This window comes from Longilinea arvoryzae, from assembly GCF_001050235.1.
GTDB classification, from domain to species: domain Bacteria; phylum Chloroflexota; class Anaerolineae; order Anaerolineales; family Anaerolineaceae; genus Longilinea; species Longilinea arvoryzae.
This window is the reverse complement of the sequence record NZ_DF967972.1, coordinates 735,527-753,683: the sequence shown is the minus strand read 5'-3', so window position 1 is coordinate 753,683 and position 18,157 is coordinate 735,527. Positions and strand designations below refer to the sequence as shown.

Here is an 18,157-nt window from a genome sequence, read left to right as displayed (position 1 = left end):
TGCTTCGCGGAAAAACTTTCATTTATGTCATCCTGCTGATTAGCCCAGAAACGCTGGCGGGGTACCGGCCCGCCAGCGTTGTGAGGAGGAGAAGTGAACGCCGGCTGTTGATGATGGTCGTTCGTCAAGACAGCCGACCGAAATAAGCTATTCCGCTGCCCGCGTTTCCAGCAGTTTGATCAATGGCTCGATGAACATGGAGCTCATCCCCATGCCGCCGCCGCGCCCGCCGGTCTGCCCGGCCTGCGGAGTGGACTGGGTGGTGGTGCCGCCCGCTTGATCCGGCGGGGTGAAATTACCGCCGCCGGAGGGCATGCTGCCCCCACCCGAAGGCATGGAGCCACCAGAAGGTGCACCGCCGCCTGAAGGCATATTCCCGCCGCCGCCCGGGAACGTGCTGCCGCTGGCCTTCAATTCGGCGACACGCGTAGCCTTTGCGCTGTCCGTCAGGCCGCTGCCGCCGTTCGCGCCGGGATCGATCCCCAGCTCGGTCATGAGCGCCTGCATATTCTCTCCGCTCAGATCGAGCTTTTCGATCGAGGCGAGCTGATCGGCGGTCAGGGCATCCTGAATCTGTTGATACACCGCATCGATTTCCGGTTGGCTGGCCGTGCTACTCGAGCTCAGGCTTTTCACCGCTTTCCACAAGGGCAGCAGCGTTTTGGCCTGTTCAGCGGTCACCGCCAGATCGGTGCCTTCCAGCTTCAGAGTACCGACGGCCAGTTTGTCCTTCAACGTCAGTGTGGCGCTCTTTCCACTCGAAGCGCCCGGCGTGGTGGAACTGCTGGTTGCCGCGTTGCTGGAACAGCCCGAAAGCAGCAGGGCAAGGATCAACAAAAAGACGATGATTGGAGAGGTATTCTTCATATTTCGCGTTTCCTGTTCAGAATCGATACCCTATTCGTGCCGCAGGGCTACGATAGGATCCAGCAAGGCTGCCTTGCGCGCCGGCAGGTAGCCGAAGATGATGCCAATGACAGCCGCCGAGGTGAACGAGAGCAGCAGGGAGTAAGGCGCGATGACCGTGCGCATATCGCTGAGCTTGCCAAACAACCAGCCGCCCGCCACCCCCAACAGCACACCGGTCAGGCCGCCCATCAGGCTGAGCATGAGCGCCTCGGCCAGGAATTGCACCCGAATGTCCGCCGGGGTGGCGCCGACCGCCTGGCGCAGACCGATTTCGCGGGTGCGCTCGGTAACGCTGACCAGCATGATGTTCATGATGCCGATGCCGCCCACGATCAACGAAACACCCGCCACCCAGGCCAGCAATGTGCGGAAGGATGCCGTGGTCGATTCCTGGGTCTGGATGATATCTTCCTGAGTGGTGATCGAGAAGGGTGACGTATCCGAAGTCACGTCGTGGCGTTTATTCAGCAGCAGGGTAATTTGCTCGATGACGTTATCCATATCCGCATTCTTGTCGACCGAGACGATGATCTGCCGGACGGTGTCGCCCATAAAGCGGGCAAACATATTGGGCGAGAATTTCTTGAAGACCAGGGAGATGGGCGTATAGATCAATTCGTCGTAATCCGTGCCCGCCGCGATGCCCTTTGGCGCCAACACGCCGATGACCACCAGTTTGGTGGTGCTGACGGTGATCGTCTGGCCAAGCGGATCCTCGCTGCCGAACAACTCCTCGGCGACGTTCGAACCCAGCACCACCACTTTGGATGTGCGTTCCTGCTCGGTGCTGGTGAAGAAACGCCCCTGGCCGACCGCCACATCGCGCACGGTCGGATAATCGGGCGTGGTGCCCACGATGGTGATACTTTCCAGGGTGGTGGTCCCGTATTTGACGGTCGCCGTGGTTTGTTGGTCGACCGAAACGCCGGCCACGCCGTTGATCTTCTCCTTGATCGCGTCCATATCATCATAGACCAGGGATGTCGAAGAAGACGTCCTCTCTGAGCCCGGACCGCCCCGGCTGAAACCCGAGGAGATAAAGATCAGATTGGAGCCCAGGCCGTTGATCTGCTCGGCGATGGTTGCCTCGGTTCCGGCGCTGATGGCCACCATGACGATGACCGCTGCTACGCCGATGATCACGCCCAGCATGGTCAGCGCCGAGCGCAATTTATTGGAAAGCACGCTCTTCCAGGCCACTTTGATCAGTTCTTTAAGGTTCATTGTGGCTTTCCTTCCGCCGCGTCGGCCGGCTCGCTCATCATTTTCTGCCATTCACTGCGTTTGGCCCGTTCGCCGTTCTTGCGATCCGAAGCCAGCAGGCCGTCGCGAATCATGATGACGCGCTGCGTATGGTGCGCAATATCCGGTTCGTGGGTGACCATGACGATGGTGCGTCCGCGATCGTGAAGGTCGTGCATTACATCCATGATATCTTCGCTGGCCTTTGTATCCAGGTTACCGGTCGGTTCATCCGCCAGCAGCAGAATAGGATCGTTGATCAACGCGCGCGCGATGGCCACGCGCTGTTGCTGCCCGCCCGAGAGCTGGCTGGGCAGGTGATGGACGCGATCTTTCAACCCGACGTTTTCCAGGGCCGCCAAAGCTGCATCGCGCTGCTCCACCGTAGTTCGCGATTGCCCGCGCTGGTACATCATCGGCAGCATCACATTTTCAAGCGCTGACATGCGCGGCAGCAGGTTGTAGGATTGGAACACAAAACCCAACTCGCGGCTGCGAATGCCGGCCATTTCGGCGCGGTCGTACCCGCTCACATCCTCGCCGGCCAGTATGTATTTTCCGCCGGTCGGACGGTCCATGCATGCCAGAATGTTGAGCAGAGTGCTCTTTCCCGAACCGCTCGGCCCCATGATGGCCACGAACTCGCCGGGCATGATGCGAAGGTCGATGCCATGGAGAGCAAACACTTCGCTGTCTCCGCTGCCGTAAACCTTCGTCAGGCCGATCGTCTCGATGATCGGGACACCTTCAACTGCGGCGGTCATTTTGTCTCCACCAGGCCGGTCGAAACTGTCTCGCCGCCTTCGAGTCCGCTCAAGACCTGGGCGTAATAGTCATCCTTGATGCCGATCGTGACGGTCTGCATCTTCAAAGTGTTGCCGATGCCCACCACAAAGACCGCGTACTGGCCGTCGCCCAGATCACGCAGCGCATCCAGGGGCACCAAAACGGCGCCCTGGGCATCGGCTGCGATTACTTCCACCGAGGCGTTCAACCCGGCGATCAATTCTTCGGCGCCCTGCGCGTCGCTCAATTCCAGTTGGATCACACCCGTCAGCACCTGATAACCGCCGGTCGAGACCAGTTGCGGAGTCACCTGGGTTACCTTACCGGTAAAGGTATCGTCCGGCAACGCATCGAAAACAACGTCGGCCGTATTTCCGACCTTGATCTTATCCATATCGCTCTCGTCCACCGAGAACTCGACCTTGGGGTGGGAGAGATCGATGATGGAAATAAAGGTGCCTGTGGCGGCTGTGGAGCCGGCTTCGCCCGCCACCGAAAGAACGGTGCCGTCGAAGGGCGCGGTGAGTTTGGCATTGGCCAGATCCGTCTCGGCTTTGGCATAAGCCACCCTCGCCTCGGCCAGTGCGGACTGGGCCTTGGCCAGTTCGATGGGATCGATGCCGTTATTGGCCTGCAGGGTATCCAACGCGCTCTGGGCCTGTTTCAGGGTCACTTCGGCTTCGGTCACATTGGCCTGCGAATCGACGATTTCGGATTCAAAGTATTTCTGGCAGTAAACGTAATTCGCGTACGCTTTGTCGACCTCGTCCTTGATCGGCACGATGGTATTCAGGTAGAACTCCATATTCTTGCCGTCCCAGGTCTCGGTGACCGAGTCCAGATGGGACTTGAGAAAATCGTAACGCTCTTTATACGCTTCCGTGGTGTCGGTATCGCAGCGCGCCATGCCATCGGATTTGACGGTGTTTTTGGCATCGGCATAGGCTTCCTGCGCATTGACCAGCGCCACCTTCGCCGCCGCCAGCGTGGAGGGCGCGTTGATGGTCAGGTTATCCAGCGTCTGCTGGGCCAGCTTGACGTTCAGGTCGGCCGTCGCCAGACTGGCGTCCAGTGCACTGGTATCGGCCAATTCGGCCAGCACATCTCCCTTGGTAACCGTTTGGCCCACCGTGACGTTCACGCTCTTCACCATCCCCGCGATCGGGAAGGCCAAATCAGCCTGCTGCCCGGCAACCAGCGTGCCCGAACCGGATGCCGAAAGGGTCAGATCGCCGATCTTCACCTGGGCGGTGTTCAGGGTTGTACCGCTGACACCGGCCGCCTTGGCCAGGCGAGCCTGATTCCACAAGAAATATCCACCCGCCCCGATCATGACAACCAGGACCGCTGCCGCGGGCAGGATCCATTTTTTGAGGCGCTTGCTCAACTTGAAATTAAATTTAAATTTCACAGCCATACGATGCTTTCCCTCGCAAGAGTTTGTCCCCGGCCCCCAGCAATCAAAAGATCGCTGTATCCCATGGATATAGCGATCTTAGCTGTGAATTATTTAGAATTGGTATAGATGGGGTATAGAAGTCGTGTAAATCGCGCGCTTCAGGCTCGATCCTCGCGGCGCTGGCGCATCGCCGGCCAAGCTGGCGCGCCCACGGTTACCACGGCCAGCGACCTTTCGGCCGCCTGCCGGCAGCTCGCAGCGAACAAGGCGGCCGCGGCCTGATCCAGCAACTGGTCGGCGGCCACCGGCGCGGCGTCGGACAGGCCAGCCACGCCGGCCGAAAGTGTGATACAAACCTCACCGCGCTGGGTGGAAATGGGCAGGCCGGAGAGGATGCGCCGGATGCGTTCGGCGGCCAGACAGCCCTGCTCCAGGCCAGTTTCAGGCAACAACAGGGTGAAGGTATCCTCCCCCCAGCGACCCAACGAATCGGCCAGGCGGATATTTTCCCGGCAGCGCTGCGCCAGGCACTGCATCACCTGTTCACCGGCCGCATAACCGAACCGGTCGCACAACGCACTGAAGTCGTCCACTTGAATCATCACCACGGAGAGTGCGCGGTGGTAGCGCCGGGCGCGGTAGACCTCGCGGGAAGCCATTTCCAAAAGGCGCGGGCGGTTGGCCAGACCGGTCAGCACATCGGTGGTTTCCAGAGCTTCCAGGCGGCGTTCGAGCCCGCGTTGCCGGCTGAGATCGGTCAGGATGAGCGCCCGGCCTTCGAGCGTTCCCCGGTTGCGCGCCGGCAGCGCCAGAATGCGCAATCGAAAGCTGCCTTCGCGGGGCGTGCATTCGAAATCGATCTGTCCTTCTTCCAGAAGCTGCAGCGCCGGCTGCCACCAGACGGCCAGAAGGTCCACCAGCGGGCGCTCGTGCAGGCTCTCGGCGCCGAAAATGGCCTGCGCGGCCGGGTTGTGATAGATCACGCGCCCGCGCCCATCCAGCAGCAGCAAGCCCTCGCTGGCGTTCTGGGCCAGGATTTGCCCGGCCGGCCGATCCGCGCCGCGTTGCTGGCGTTGGGCCCAAACCAGGCCAGCCGCCAGCACCAGCGCGCAGAGCAACATCATTAAGAGTAACCCTGACTCGAATGCTGACACAATCCCATCCCCCATGAAAGCCCGATCCGATGATGATGCAATCGTGCAGGATTGGTGCCAGATGTAGACACACGATTCGACTCAAATTCTGTAGTCGCGGACCGCCTGTCCCCGAAAGGGGAGCGTGTCCGCTTACCCAGGTTGGGTAGACACCCGTGTCGGGTGCAGGTGCCCGTGTCGGGTGCAGGTGCCCGTGTCGGGTGCAGGTGCCCGTACCGGGTACAGGTGCCCGTACCGGGTACAGGCACTCAGGTCGACCGCCACAAAGAATATTTACGCCACCGCCCGCCGATGGCGGGTCGCCTTGCGGGCCACTTTTTCGAATACGATCGGTAGCAGCGGCACGGCCAGCAGATTCATCGCCGCAAAGATGATGAAGGTCGGCGGGTAATCGATCCGGTCGGCCAGCAGACCGCCCAACGCCAAACCCACGCCCTGGCCGACGTTGGTCACGGCCATCAAGATCGAAAACATCGAGGCGGCAATGCGCGGTTCCGTGTAGGCCATGGCCAGCGCGAAATACACCGTCTGATAGGTGCCGTAGGCGATGCCGAACAGCGCCACGATCGGCCAGGCCCATCCCAACGCCGGGATGCCGGCCAGGGCCAGCACGCCGGCCACCGAGATCAGCATGGCGATGCGCACGCCGTTGCGGCGGCCCACTTTGTCGATCAGGAAGCCGCCCACCGCGCCGCCCAACACCACCCCGATGCCCCACACGGTGGTGAACAGGCCGGCCGTCGAGAGTTCGATGCCAAAGCGTTTCTGCAGAAAAGGATTGACCAACTGGTTGGCGCCCACCACGATCAGGAAGAACAGGAAACCCACCCCGGCCAGCGCCAGCACGGGGGCTTTCTTGAAGGCTTTGAACGCCTTCCAATCGAAGTTGCGGTCCACGGTCTGGGCCGGCTCGCGCGCGCTGAACAGCAGCGGCAGCGGCAGCAGCGTCAGCCCGGCCAGCACCCAGAAGACCGCCTGCCAGGAGGAGCGTTCGGCCAGTAGCCCGACCAGCGAGGCTGTCACGATCACGCCCACCGCGCGCCCGCCGACCATGAAGCCCTGGATGGTACCCTTCTCCCCTTCGGGAGTGGTATCCAGCGCCAGGCCGTCCGTGCAGGTATCATAAAGCGCCATGCCCATCTGCAGGACGAAGGCCAGCGCCACGAATCCCCAGTAGGCATTCTTGGGGTCGATGAAGGGGGCGATGATCAGGCAGATCATCTGGACCGTCAGCCCGATGAAGATGTAGGGCTTGCGGTGCCCCAGGCCAAACGGGCTGACCCGGTCCGAGAGCAGCCCGAACAGGATCTTGATGACAAAGGGAATCAGCGCAATCGAAGAAAAAATGCCGACGTTGGTCATCGTCAGGCCGCGTTCCAGCAGGTAGAGCGCGTTGAGCGCGGTGAAGTAGCTCAAAATGGTGCCCTGGGTAAAGTAAAGCAACCCGAAAAGTGCATAGCGCAACGGTTTCGACAGTTTCATGCGGTTGCCTCGAAAAAGGGGGATAGGAGTAGTGTACAGGCAGCCGGCATTCGCGTCAACACCCTTGGGGCGTCAACACCCTTGGGGTGTCACTCACGGAGGCTCCGCGGCCAGGTTTCGGCGCGTTTAGTGTGGCCTTCTTTCTCGACCTGATGCTATAATCACGCCATGAGCGAAGAAAATAACCTGACCGAAATTGAAAAATCTGCCCGGCAGCGCACTTCGCTGGTCTGGGTGGTGGTGATGCTGCTGGGCTTTGGACTGGGATTGGGCACCGGGTTTCTGGTGTGGGGGAAACAGGCCGCCCCGGCAAAAGCGGATCCCGTGCAGGCGGCGGTGATCGAACCGACCGCAACCCAGCCGTTGACCCGCTACACCATTCCGACCGACGGCGAACCCGCGTTGGGGCCGGATGACGCGCCCATCACGCTGGTGGCCTTCAGCGACTTCGAATGCCCCTATTGCCAAAAGTGGTATGCCGAAACCTGGCCGCAGATTCAGAAGAACTACGGCGATCAGGTGCGCCTGGTATACCGCGATTTTCCGCTGCCCATGCACGCCAACGCGCAGCCCGCCGCCGAGGCAGCCGCCTGCGCCTTCGAGCAGGGCAAATACTGGGAATTTCAGGATTTGATCTTCAACAGCGGCGAAGCGCTCGGCGACTCGACATACCAGGACTTCGCCCAACAGCTCGGCCTGGATGTGGATGCTTTCAAGACCTGCTACGAGGGCGGACGCTACCGCGACGAGGTCGAAGCCGACCGGGATTGGGCTTCCGAACTGGGCGTGAGTTCCACCCCGACCTTCTTCGTCAACGGCATCGCCCTGGTCGGCGCGCAGCCCTACGAGACCTTCCAACAGGTGATCGATATGGAGTTGGCGGGGGGATTAAAGTAATGAGGGATGTGGCACTGAGTTCTGTGGAAGAGAAATAGAATCAATGAGTGATGCAAACACTGGAGCCGAAAAATTTCGACTCCAGTGTTTTTTCTTCACCTCATCAACTCCGAACTCATTTACTCAGAACTGGTCGATTACTCATTTCTTCTTTAATCTTGCCCGCCATCGCCCGCGCCCGGTCCGGCGCGGTGCCAACGTAGCTCTGCACGTCTGCCAGCGCGGCGATCTCCGCCGGGGGCACGAAACGGGTGATCCCGGCGTCGGCCTGCAGGCGGGCAATCAGGTCGTTGGCCGAGCCGTTTTGCACGACCGCCCAGGCGGCCAGGGCGTGCTCGCGCAGGCGTTCGTGCATCTCCTGGCGGTCGGCGCCGTGGCGGGCCGCCGCCATCATCACCCGCTCGGTGGCGGCAAAAGGCGCGTAGATGGCCAGGTTGCGCCGGATGGTCTCCTCGCGTACCACCAACCCGCGCAGGATCTTCGTCGCCGTGCCCAACAGTTCGTCGGCGGTCAGGAAGGCTTCCGGCAGCAGGCTGCGCCGGTTGGCGGAATCGTCCAGGGTGCGTTCGAGCAGCGAATGAGCGGCGTTGCCCCAGGCCACCTGCGGCATGACCGAGAGCGACCGCGCCAGCGAATCGATCTTCTCGGCGTTGATCGGGTTGCGTTTGAAGGGCATGGCTGACGAGCCCACCTGCTTGCGCCCGAAGGGCTCGCTCACCTCGCCGATCGGCGGGGATTGCAGCACACGCAGGTCGAAGGCCAGCTTGTATAATGAAGCGCCCATCCCGGCCAGCGCCGCCAGGACCGTATAGTCCTGCTTGCGCGGGTAGGTCTGGGTGGCAATCGAATAGAAGGGCAGCCCGAGCGCTTCGCTCAGGCGGCGCTCGAACTCGGGCACAGCTTCCAACCCCAACAGGTCGCCGTAAGCAGCGGCCGTGCCGACCGCGCCCTTGAAGCCCTTGCCGCGCACGCCGTCGCGGGCGCTGCGCAGCGCCAACCCATCTTCCAGCAGGTCCTGGGCGTAACTCGCCAGGCGGTAACCCAACGTGGATGGTTCGGCCGGCTGCAGGTGGGTAAAGGCCATCACCGGCGTGCCGGCGTAAGCGTCGATCTTCTCGGCCAGGACGGACAGCAGCTCGTTCAACCGCACCAGGATCAGGTCCAGGGCGTCCCGCAGGCGCAGCGCGTCGGCGTTATCTTCCACATCCATCGAGGTGGCGCCCAGGTGCAGCGCGCCCCCGCCCAACGGCGCCTGTTCGGCGAAGGTCTTCAGTTCGGCCATCAGGTCGTGGCGAATCTCGGCCTCGATCTCCAGCGCGCGCGGAATATCGATTTCGGCAGCGTGAGCCTCGATGTCGGCCAGTTGGTCGGCGCTCACCAGGCCGTAACCCGACTGCACGCGGGCCAGCGCCAGCCAGATGCGCCGCCAGAGAAGGCGTTTATTGCGTTCGCTCCAGATGGAGCGCATTTCAGGGCTGGCATAGCGCCAGCTAAATGGGGAAAGATAACCGTCGAAATCGTCTGGCACGGAAGACTCCTTATCCGATATTCATTCAGTAGCCCAAGGAATTATACCGTTTGAAACCCGGTTTTGCCGAACCGGTTCAGACAACCGGGCTGATTTCGATGGTTTTTTTGGATTGCATAATTCAAGGTGTCAGATATACTATCTACAGCGTTCATTCTTTTCAAACTGGAGCATATTTAATGTCCGACCAACCCGTTATCCCATCCACACCCGAAGTCAGCAGCGACGACCGCCTGTGGGCATTGTTGAATTTCGTTCTCACCCCACTCTTCCCCATCATCACCCTGCTGATGGAAGATAAGAAAAACCGTCCCTTCCTCAAATACCACACCATCCCGACCCTGATCCTGGGACTGGCTGAAATGATCGTGTGCGGCATTATTTCGGCCCTCCTGCCCCTCATCAGTTGCTTCACCCCATTGATCGTCATCCTCAACATCATCTGGGGCCTCAAGGCTTACAAGGGCGAGTACGTCGAGATTCCATTTATCACCAATTTCGCCAAGCAGCAAAACTGGATGTAAGCGACTCGATCACCACCAACCGGCAGGGCGCGATCACGCCCTGCCGGTTGGTTTTTAATGCTGAATGTTGAAGGATGAATGCTGAATGGCCGGCAAGGCAGCGGCGCGCCATCAACGTCTGATCATCGGCGATCTGGGGGGCGACCCTCACCCATCCTTTCCCGAGAAGGAAGAGGTGTCAGGCTGTTTGTTCCCCTGATGTTGTCAAATTTTCGAAAATCCCTGAATTGCACGCCCTTCTCCCTCAGAGGGAGAAGGGTTGGGATGAGGGTGCGAACCCGAGTCGCGGCTTCCTCGAAGTTTAATGTTGAAGGATGAATACTGAATGACCGGCAAGGCAACGGCGCGGCACCAGCATCTGACCATCGGCGATCTGGGGGGCGACCCTCACCCATCCTTTCCCTGGGAGGAAGAGGTATTAGGCTGTTTGTTCCCCTGATGTTGTCATATTTTCGAAAATCGCTGAATTGCACGCCCTTCTCCCTCAGAGGGAGAAGGGTTGGGATGAGGGTGCGAACCCGAGTCGCGGCTTCCTCGAAGTTTACTGTTGAAGGATGAATGCTGAATGACCGGCAAGGCAACGGCGCGGCATCAGCATCTGACCATCGGCGATCTGGGGGGCGACCCTCACCCATCCTTTCCCTGGGAGGAAGAGGTATTAGGCTGTTTGTTCCCCTGATGTTGTCATATTTTCGAAAATCGCTGAATTGCACGCCCTTCTCCCTCAGAGGGAGAAGGGTTGGGATGAGGGCGCGAACCCGAGTCGCGGCTTCCTCTAAAATGTGAGCACTTTATCGGCCGCGACGGTCCACGCGCATAACTGGCTCAGCGTGCTGATTTCGCCCCCCTCGATCAGGGGCAGCCCTTTGATGCCGCGCGCCTCGCTGCACGTGCCGCAGGCCTTCACCTCGCCGCCGCGCGAGATCTTGGAACGATTGAATTTTGCAGCCCCAGCGGGGCTGGCTCAGGGAATCCCCCCATCGTCCGCGCACTTCTCGAAGACCCAGTTTTCCCGGCCCGGAACCTCGTCCCGGAAGACAAAGCTCGCCACCCGCCCGGTCTCATCCCGCCGGAAGTGAACCATATACCATTCCAATGCCGGCGGATAGTGGGCCATGAACAGGTCCGGGATGGTGGGCGTAAAGACTACGTTCAGGACGTCGTTGCGCGGCTCGAGGTTCTGCAACCGCAGCCCGGTTTCGACGGGGATCACCCGATAACCGGCCCGGACGCCTGCGCAGCGGTACATGCCGGCGTAAGTGTGTAATTCGTCCATCGATCGCGGTGTTGAAAAGAAGCGCTGGAAGACCCGGGCAGGCTGGCCGGGTTGGCAGGAAGGTGCACCCTCGACCAGGATGCGGGTAAAGGGGCCGTCTTGAACCCCCGCATCGCGCATGAAGGTGCAGCGCAGGTTCCGGCCGTCCGCCGAATAAACAGCCCCGTCCGGCGCGGCGTCTGGCAGGCGGACCAGGGGAAATTTCTGGCCGAAGTTTTCCCGGATGACCGCCCCGGCCGGTGTGGGCGTTACTTCCCACACGAAGACGGTTGCGGCGTCCTCGTAACTGCCGCGCAGGGCCTCCTGCTCGGGGGATAAATCCGATGCCGGCTCCAGATTCACGCCAGTAAAAATCGGTTTGCGGGTTTCTTCATCCGCTTCCGCGACAGCCGCCCAGGGAGAAATCGTCCCGGCCAGATCCTCGTAATAGGTGGGGCCGAATTTCTTGAACTGGGCGTCGATAAAATCGTTTGTATTCGCCAGGCAGATAAACGAGCACCGCTTTTCCGGAACCCGGTAAATCACCGTGTTGGTTCCGGGAGCGCCGCCTTCATGGGAGATGACCCGGCAGCCGTGAGCCCGGGTGACGAACAGGCCGAAGGCGTAATTCGTGGGCGTACCGTCGTCCAGGTGGCCCGGCGTGGTCAGGCGCTCGATCAGGCGTTGATCCCCCTTGCCAAGGACATTGTGATAAAAATTCTGGTCCCAATGGAACAGGTCGTTGACCGTCGACCAGGCCTGCCCGGCGCCGGGGAGCGCCATGGGTTCGCGGTGGTGATCGTAACGCTTTTCCTCCGCATAGGTGGGATCACCCGGGTGAAAAAAGGCCGCGCGGGCGTAACCGTTCGCCCGGTGTGGGATGATCCTCCGGCGGTCATCCCGAAAGAAGGTGTGCGCCATGCCCAGGGGCGAGAAAATATGCTCTCCGGCAAATTGCGCCAGGGATTGGCCTGAAACGCGTTCGACGATTTTTCCCAGCAAGAAATACCCTGTGTTGCTGTAAGACCAACTTGCGCCCGGGCTGAACTTGAGCCAGTTGGCCGCGCGAATGATCTCGATCGCGTTCTCTTCGGAAAAGTATTCATCCTCGGGAATGCCGCGGATCAGGTTGGAGACGCTGTAGAAATCCTCCAGCCCATTGGTCATATAGACCAGATTCTTCAGGGTCAAGGCCTGCGCAGCTTCGGGCAGATAAGGGATGTACCGCCCGACCTTATCTTCCAGCGCAAGCTCGCCGGCTTCTTCCAGCAGGGCGATGCACGCGGCGGTGAACTGCTTGGACACGGAGGCCAGGTGGAACACTGTATCCGGCGTGATGGGCGTTCCCTGTTCGAGATCCGCCAGCCCATACCCGCGCGCGTAGACGAGTTCGCCGTCCAGAATCAGGCCCAGGGCGCAGCCGGGCGTGTGTGGGGTGTCATAATCGACGAAGTATGAATCGATGCGATCCTGCAAAGACGATTCCAACCGCATAGGGGACTCCTTCAGGGTTAAAAACTGAAATCCCATTGTAGTCATCCCGCCGGATGGCAAACAACGGCCGGATGGACAGTTTATGGCTAAGCAACGCGTGGGTTGGGGAGGCCTTCTTTCACGCCGCGCAGCGCCAAGAACGCCACCAGATTGAAAGCCACGGCCGCCAGCGCGTTGGCCCCAAAACCCAGCTTGTAAAGCTGCGGTCCCAGCAGCGCTCCGGCGCCGCGACCCAGCGAGAAGATCATCATGTTGACTGCCAGCAGTGTGGCGCGCGCGCCCGGGGCCACCTCTGAAATGAGCGGCAAGCTGCTGACCATGGTGAACTCGAAGGACAGGTAGAACAGGAACAGACTGAACAGCGCGCCCGCCGCGCTGCGTCCCAGCAGCCACAGGCTGAGGCAGGCCGCCATGTTGGCGAGGATGCCGATCCGGATGGCGCGGTGCTTGCCCAGTCGATCGACCAGCGCGGCGGTCAGCGATTCGCCGCTCAATTCCGCCAGCCCCAACACGGCCGTCGAGGCGGCCAGCGCCTCGAGCCGCAGGTTGAACGATTCTTCCAGCCACACGCCGAACATCAGGTTGACCACCTCGTTGCCGGTGGTGATGGAAAAGCTCAACAGCAGGGTTGCCAGTACGGCCGGCATGGCCAACACAGAACGCAGCCCGCCGGGCTGAATGGCCACTCCGTCGGCGTCCCGCTGCAATTCGGGCCGGGGATTGGGGATGAAGAGCGCGATCAACGCCAGGCAGATCACGCCCAGAACGGCCAGCAGTTCGAACGGCGCCGACCAGCCCCGCCCACTCAGCAACCAGCCCAACAACGGCACACCGGCAATGAAGGCCAGCGACCAGCTCAACTCGGTGATGGCCATCACCCGCCCGCGCCGCGCATACGGCACGGCGTCGCCCAGGTAAGCCTGCATGGCGGGCACGAAAATAATGTTGCCCAGCGAAGACAGCAGCAGGGCCAGGATGAAGGTGAACAGGCTGGGAAACAGCGCCACCGCGCCCGCACCCAGGGTATAGATGCCCAGGCCGAGCAGCATGCTCACCTTGCGCCCGCGCCGGTCGGCCAACGGCGCCACCAGCGGAGAAAGCAGCCCCAACAGCGATCGCCCGGTCAGCACCAACGAGAAGGTTTCCACGTCCACACCCAGGCCGCGCGCGAACAACGCCAGGAAGGGATACACCATGCGATAGGCGCTGTTGAGGGCGATGCGGATCAACGCAAACAGCCCGACCTGAACCGACAACGGCGATTTTTTCATGGAATCGGTCCGTCTAGGGTTCGATTTCGGCGACGGATTCAAAAATATGCGAGGGACGGTACGGGAAACGCGCCACGTCTTCGCGCCGGGTCACCCCGCTCAGAACCAGGTAGGTTTCCAGGCCGCTCATCACGCCGGCCACGATGTCGGTATCCATGCGGTCGCCGATCATGACCGTATTCTCGGAATGAACGTCCAGATAATTGAGGGCCGTGCGCATCATCAACGGGTTGGGCTTGCCGACAAAGAAGGGCGAGACGCCGGTGGCTTTTTCGATCAAGGCTGCCATGGCGCCGCAGGCCGGAACGATGCCGCCTTCGGAGGGCCCGTTGGCGTCCGGACTGGTGGCGATGAAGCGCGCACCGGCCACGATCAGGCGGACGGCTTTTTTGACGAACTCGTAGTTATAAGCAAACGTATCCCCCAGCACCACGTAATCCGGCTCGACGTCGGTCAGGATGAAGCCGGCGTTGTGCAGCGCCGTGGTCAGGCCGCTTTCGCCGATGACATACACTTTGTCGCCGGCGGCCTGTTTTTGCATGAACAGCGCGGTGGCCATGGCCGAGGTAAAAATGCGCTCGGGATGGACCTCCAGGCCGGAGATTTGCAAACGGTGCGACAGATCGCCGGGGGTGTAGAGCGGATTGTTGGTCAGGATCAGAAATTTACGGTTGCGGTCGCGCAGGCGTTGGATGAACTCCGGCGCGCCGGGAATCGGGTGCCGGCCGCTGACCAGCACACCGTCCATATCGATCAGGTAATTCTTATCGGTCATTGGTATTGTCCCTCATGGTTTCGGCCTACCTCATTATAACTGTCCGCGCCGGGTTTGCGTGCGCGGCCGGTCTCGATGTTATAATGCCTGCGTCCCAGCACAGAGACCCGCGCAAACCCGCGTTTGTCACTTTACCTCTCATCGACCCCGTGTGGTTGATTCATTTTAAAGGATCGTGATGTCCCCCAATCATTCCCTGAAAACCATCCTGTTCGATCTCGATGGTACCTTGATCAACAGCCTGTCGGCGTACGTGCTGTCCTTCCAGGAAAATATCCGCGAATATACCGGCCGGGAGATCAGCACCGCCGAGCTGAAGAGCCGGATTGGCGTTCCCTCGCCGCTCATCCTGGCCCAGTATGCGCCGGAGGATCAGATTCCGGCCATGGTCGAGCGCCACAACGAATTGATGCGCGTCCATTCCGACCACATCATCTTCTACCCGGGCGCGCGCGAAGCGCTGCGCCAACTGCGCGGCGCCGGTTACCGGATCGGTGTGGTGACCTCGCAGATTGCCGGGGAACTCGAAACCTCCCGCGCCGCGCTCGACGTCGAGGATCTGGTCGAAGTGTGGGTCAATTCGGATATGGTGGCCCACCCCAAGCCTGCCGCCGATCCCATTCTGCTGGCGCTGGAACGCCTCGGCGAGCAGCCGGAGACAACCCTGATGATCGGCGATTCGGTCAACGACGTGCGCGCCGGGCAGGCCGCCGGAACCCGCACTGCGGCCGTGACCTGGGGCTACGGCAGGCCGGCCGCCCTGCAGGCCTGTTCGCCCGATCTGATGCTCACCCAACCCGGCGAACTGGCCCAAATTCCCGAACAGGCGCAGGCGCTGTTCGCGGCCTGATCTACGATTTTAGTTTTTTCAGAAGTTGCTCGGCGCGCGGCCGATTTTCGACCCACAGCGCCGGATCGGCCAGTTGGGCCTCGACCAGAGCCCGGGCTTCGGCAGCCCGGCCCGCGGCGCCATGTTTTTCAACCGTTGTCTTCAGCGTGGGCTGTCGGCCGAGTGGCTGGGGCGCCTGCTGGGACGTAAACTGCGCCTGACCGGCCTGGACGCTCCCCTGAACGGCAACGGGCGGGACCTGGGCATTCGAACTGTGCCGATTCGCAAGATTACCGGCAGCAAAGGCCGCGCCAACGATTTCGACCGTTTCTTCCGCCCGCTGCAGGACAATACCCGCGAACGCTGGCTGAACGTCTGGTAGGTCTTCATGGACGGCCTGCCCCTGCCTCCAGTGGAACTGGTGCGTGTCGGCGGCGCTTACTACGTGCGCGACGGGCACCACCGCAATTCCGTCGCCTCGGCGCTGGGCCAGCTCGACATCGAAGCCCACGTCATCGAATGGAGCAAGTAGAAACGATCCGGACAAGACTCGACATCTCTGTCCTATCCTTCAAAAATCCCTCGCGATCCGCGGGGGATTTTTGCAATCGGGTTTACAATCGCAGCATGATCACCTACCGTCCGGCCCAAACGGCCGAGTTTCCAGAGCTGGCCGAGCTGCGCTGGCAATTCCGCGTCGAACATGACGCTTCGCAGCCCGGCTTCGACGCTTCCGATGCGGCCCACGCTGAATTCATCCCCGTCTGCCTTGAATTCCTGCAGCAGGGATTGACAGAGGGCCGCTGGACCTACTGGGTGGCCGTGCAGGACGACGGCCTGATCGTCAGCAACGCCTACGTCTACCGCATTCCCAAGGTGCCGCGGCCCGGTCTTCTGCGCGGCCAGATCGGTTATGTGACCAACGTTTACACGCGCCCGACCTGGCGCGGCCAGGGCATCGGCGCACAGCTTCTGCGGGCCATGCAGGCCTGGGCGCGCGACAACGCCGTCGAACGCCTGATCCTGTGGCCGGCGGAGGGCCGCCAGGATTTCTACGGCCGGTTGGGGTTTCTGCCCGGCGAAACCCTGGAGTGGGACGGCTAAATGGGCGGTGGTAGAATGAGAAAAAACCAGCCTTGCACAGGGCAAAACAGGTGACTTTTTCATGATGAAATTCTCGAAAGCGGCGGCGCTGGTCTTTCTGGTGCTGGCGCTGACCTATGTTTATTTCTACCAGGAACCCGGCGCGAACGGAAATTCACGCCTGGCGCTGACCATGGCCATCGTCAAGGAAGGCCGCCTGGAGATCGACAACACCAATACCGACGCCGGCGGCTACAAAACCGTCGACCTGGCCACCTACCAGGGCCACTTTTACACCGACAAGGCCATCGGCTCCTCGGTGCTGGGGGCGGTGATCTACGCGCCCATCTACTGGGGGGCGCGCCTGGTGGGGGTCGAGATCCCCATCGCGGTCGAGAAACACCTGCTGACCTTCCTCGGCACGGGGCTGCCCTCGGCCTTTGCCGGAATGTTGATCTACATTCTGTGCGAATACCTCTCGCGGAGCCGATTGAGGGCCTTCATTGTCACCCTGGCGGTGGCCCTGGGAACGATGAGCTTCCCGTTCAGCGTGATCTATTTCGGCAACCAGCTCGCCGCGGCCCTGCTGTTCGGCGGCTTTTTCATGATCTTCCAATTGCGGACGCTGCCCGAAGGCGCAGCGCCCGGGAAATTCCATGGGTTCGGGCTGGGCCTGGTGCTGGGGCTGGCGCTGCTGACAGACATGACCACCGGGCTGGTGGTGCTGCCGCTGGTGGTGTATTACTTCTTCGTGCTCTGGAAGCGCAAACAGTTGAAGCAGGTCGGCGCCTGGTTATTTCCCCTGGCAGGTGGCCTGATTCCGATGCTGATCATGGTGGATTACAACCTGCTGGCTTACGGCAAACCCCTGGCCAGCGGTTACCAGTACCTGGTCAACCCGTGGTTCAAGGAAGCCATGGCGAGCGGGATCATGGGCATCGGCCGTCCCCGCCCGATCGTACTGTACTATGAAACGCTGCACCCGGCCCAGGGCCTGTTCTGGCAGTCGCCGGTGGTGCTCATGGCGCTGGTGGGCGGATTTTTCATGCTGCGCCAGAAGCGTTACTGGCCCGAACTGCTGGTGGCGGCCGCGACCTGTGGCGGGTATCTGGTGATGAACTCGGGATACTATATGTGGTGGGGCGGCTGGTCCTTCGGCGTGCGTGCCATCGTGCCCATGCTGCCGTTCCTGTGCCTGCCGCTGATCTTCGTTCCCCGGCGCGCCACGCCTGCGACCGCACTTCTGGGCGCAATCTCGGTTGCCCAGATGGGCATCGTGGCCGCCAGCAAAATCACGGTGGATCAGTATTACCTGGAACGCATCAACCAGCTCAGCTTCTTCCAGTATTCCACCATCTACAGCGACTGCCTGAAGGAACTCGTCGAAGGGCGCTTCGCCTGGAACATCGGGCAGGCCTGGCTGGGGCTGCCGGGCTGGTTCAGCCTGCTGCCCATCCTGGTCATTCTCGCGGCCGGGGTGGTGATTTTTTGGCGCATGAAGCCGTTGGAAGCCTGAGGGCCGGACGGCT

At 61.2% G+C, this 18,157-nt stretch carries 18 protein-coding genes; 7 read left to right on the top strand and 11 right to left on the bottom strand.

The genetic code is table 11. The annotated features are described in order from the left end of the window. Positions 1-147 precede the first annotated feature (147 nt). From LARV_RS03390 to LARV_RS03365, 6 genes are all read right to left on the bottom strand, one after another. Complete coding sequence (locus LARV_RS03390) at positions 148-867, bottom strand: hypothetical protein (RefSeq protein WP_075072314.1); 720 nt, start codon at positions 865-867, stop codon at positions 148-150. A gap of 30 nt (positions 868-897) precedes the next feature. Next, on the bottom strand, positions 898-2,133 hold the full coding sequence (locus tag LARV_RS03385) for an ABC transporter permease (protein WP_075072313.1): 1,236 nt from the start codon (positions 2,131-2,133) through the stop codon (positions 898-900). Continuing rightward, entirely contained in the window at positions 2,130-2,915 is a 786-nt protein-coding gene (locus LARV_RS03380; protein WP_075072312.1) for an ABC transporter ATP-binding protein, read from the bottom strand. Before LARV_RS03380 ends, LARV_RS03385 begins: the two co-directional genes overlap by 4 nt. Further along, a complete protein-coding gene (locus LARV_RS03375) occupies positions 2,912-4,354 on the bottom strand; it encodes an efflux RND transporter periplasmic adaptor subunit (protein WP_075072311.1) in 1,443 nt (480 codons plus the stop codon). Before LARV_RS03375 ends, LARV_RS03380 begins: the two co-directional genes overlap by 4 nt. Before the next feature lie 140 nt (positions 4,355-4,494). Beyond that, positions 4,495-5,460 (bottom strand): GGDEF domain-containing protein, encoded by a 966-nt coding sequence (locus LARV_RS03370; protein WP_075072310.1) that lies wholly within the window; start codon positions 5,458-5,460, stop codon positions 4,495-4,497. Positions 5,461-5,763: 303 nt separating this feature from the next. Further along, positions 5,764-6,972 (bottom strand): MFS transporter, encoded by a 1,209-nt coding sequence (locus LARV_RS03365; RefSeq protein WP_075072309.1) that lies wholly within the window; start codon positions 6,970-6,972, stop codon positions 5,764-5,766. 168 nt (positions 6,973-7,140) lie between these two features. Here LARV_RS03365 and LARV_RS03360 point away from each other — a divergent pair, with 168 nt between their 5' ends. Further along, on the top strand, positions 7,141-7,869 hold the full coding sequence (locus LARV_RS03360) for a DsbA family protein (protein ID WP_075072308.1): 729 nt from the start codon (positions 7,141-7,143) through the stop codon (positions 7,867-7,869). A gap of 115 nt (positions 7,870-7,984) precedes the next feature. Here LARV_RS03360 and purB read toward each other — a convergent pair whose 3' ends face one another. Next, positions 7,985-9,397, bottom strand: a complete 1,413-nt coding sequence (purB, locus tag LARV_RS03355) for an adenylosuccinate lyase (protein WP_075072307.1) — start codon at positions 9,395-9,397, stop codon at positions 7,985-7,987. 179 nt (positions 9,398-9,576) lie between these two features. On the opposite strand from purB, the gene LARV_RS03350 reads away from it, so the two are divergent. Next, the gene (locus LARV_RS03350) at positions 9,577-9,921 is read left to right on the top strand and encodes a DUF4870 domain-containing protein (protein ID WP_152031680.1); all 345 of its coding nucleotides are present in this window, start codon (positions 9,577-9,579) and stop codon (positions 9,919-9,921) included. 775 nt (positions 9,922-10,696) lie between these two features. Here the strand turns inward: LARV_RS03350 and LARV_RS20900 are convergent. From LARV_RS20900 to LARV_RS03330, 4 genes are all read right to left on the bottom strand, one after another. After that, the gene (locus LARV_RS20900; RefSeq protein WP_083522292.1) at positions 10,697-10,846 is read right to left on the bottom strand and encodes a DsrE family protein; all 150 of its coding nucleotides are present in this window, start codon (positions 10,844-10,846) and stop codon (positions 10,697-10,699) included. 39 nt (positions 10,847-10,885) lie between these two features. Then, positions 10,886-12,670 carry a serine hydrolase domain-containing protein gene (locus LARV_RS03340; RefSeq protein WP_075072305.1) on the bottom strand — a complete coding sequence of 595 codons (1,785 nt, stop codon included), beginning with the start codon at positions 12,668-12,670 and terminating at the stop codon, positions 10,886-10,888. 86 nt (positions 12,671-12,756) lie between these two features. Beyond that, positions 12,757-13,941 (bottom strand): MFS transporter, encoded by a 1,185-nt coding sequence (locus LARV_RS03335; protein ID WP_075072304.1) that lies wholly within the window; start codon positions 13,939-13,941, stop codon positions 12,757-12,759. 13 nt (positions 13,942-13,954) lie between these two features. Then, positions 13,955-14,716: an HAD-IIA family hydrolase gene (locus LARV_RS03330; protein ID WP_075072303.1), complete on the bottom strand. Its 762-nt coding sequence runs from the start codon at positions 14,714-14,716 to the stop codon at positions 13,955-13,957. A gap of 178 nt (positions 14,717-14,894) precedes the next feature. Here LARV_RS03330 and LARV_RS03325 point away from each other — a divergent pair, with 178 nt between their 5' ends. The 5 genes from LARV_RS03325 to LARV_RS03310 all read left to right on the top strand — a co-directional run bounded on the left by LARV_RS03325 (position 14,895) and on the right by LARV_RS03310 (position 18,144). Further along, positions 14,895-15,566, top strand: a complete 672-nt coding sequence (locus LARV_RS03325) for an HAD family hydrolase (RefSeq protein WP_075072302.1) — start codon at positions 14,895-14,897, stop codon at positions 15,564-15,566. A 73-nt stretch (positions 15,567-15,639) separates the two neighbouring features. Then, positions 15,640-15,927, top strand: a complete 288-nt coding sequence (locus tag LARV_RS03320; RefSeq protein ID WP_236709918.1) for a hypothetical protein — start codon at positions 15,640-15,642, stop codon at positions 15,925-15,927. A gap of 6 nt (positions 15,928-15,933) precedes the next feature. After that, on the top strand, positions 15,934-16,077 hold the full coding sequence (locus tag LARV_RS20290; protein WP_172797772.1) for a hypothetical protein: 144 nt from the start codon (positions 15,934-15,936) through the stop codon (positions 16,075-16,077). Positions 16,078-16,172: 95 nt separating this feature from the next. After that, positions 16,173-16,649 carry a GNAT family N-acetyltransferase gene (locus tag LARV_RS03315; protein ID WP_172797771.1) on the top strand — a complete coding sequence of 159 codons (477 nt, stop codon included), beginning with the start codon at positions 16,173-16,175 and terminating at the stop codon, positions 16,647-16,649. Positions 16,650-16,713: 64 nt separating this feature from the next. Beyond that, positions 16,714-18,144: a hypothetical protein gene (locus LARV_RS03310; RefSeq protein ID WP_152031679.1), complete on the top strand. Its 1,431-nt coding sequence runs from the start codon at positions 16,714-16,716 to the stop codon at positions 18,142-18,144. Positions 18,145-18,157 lie beyond the last annotated feature (13 nt).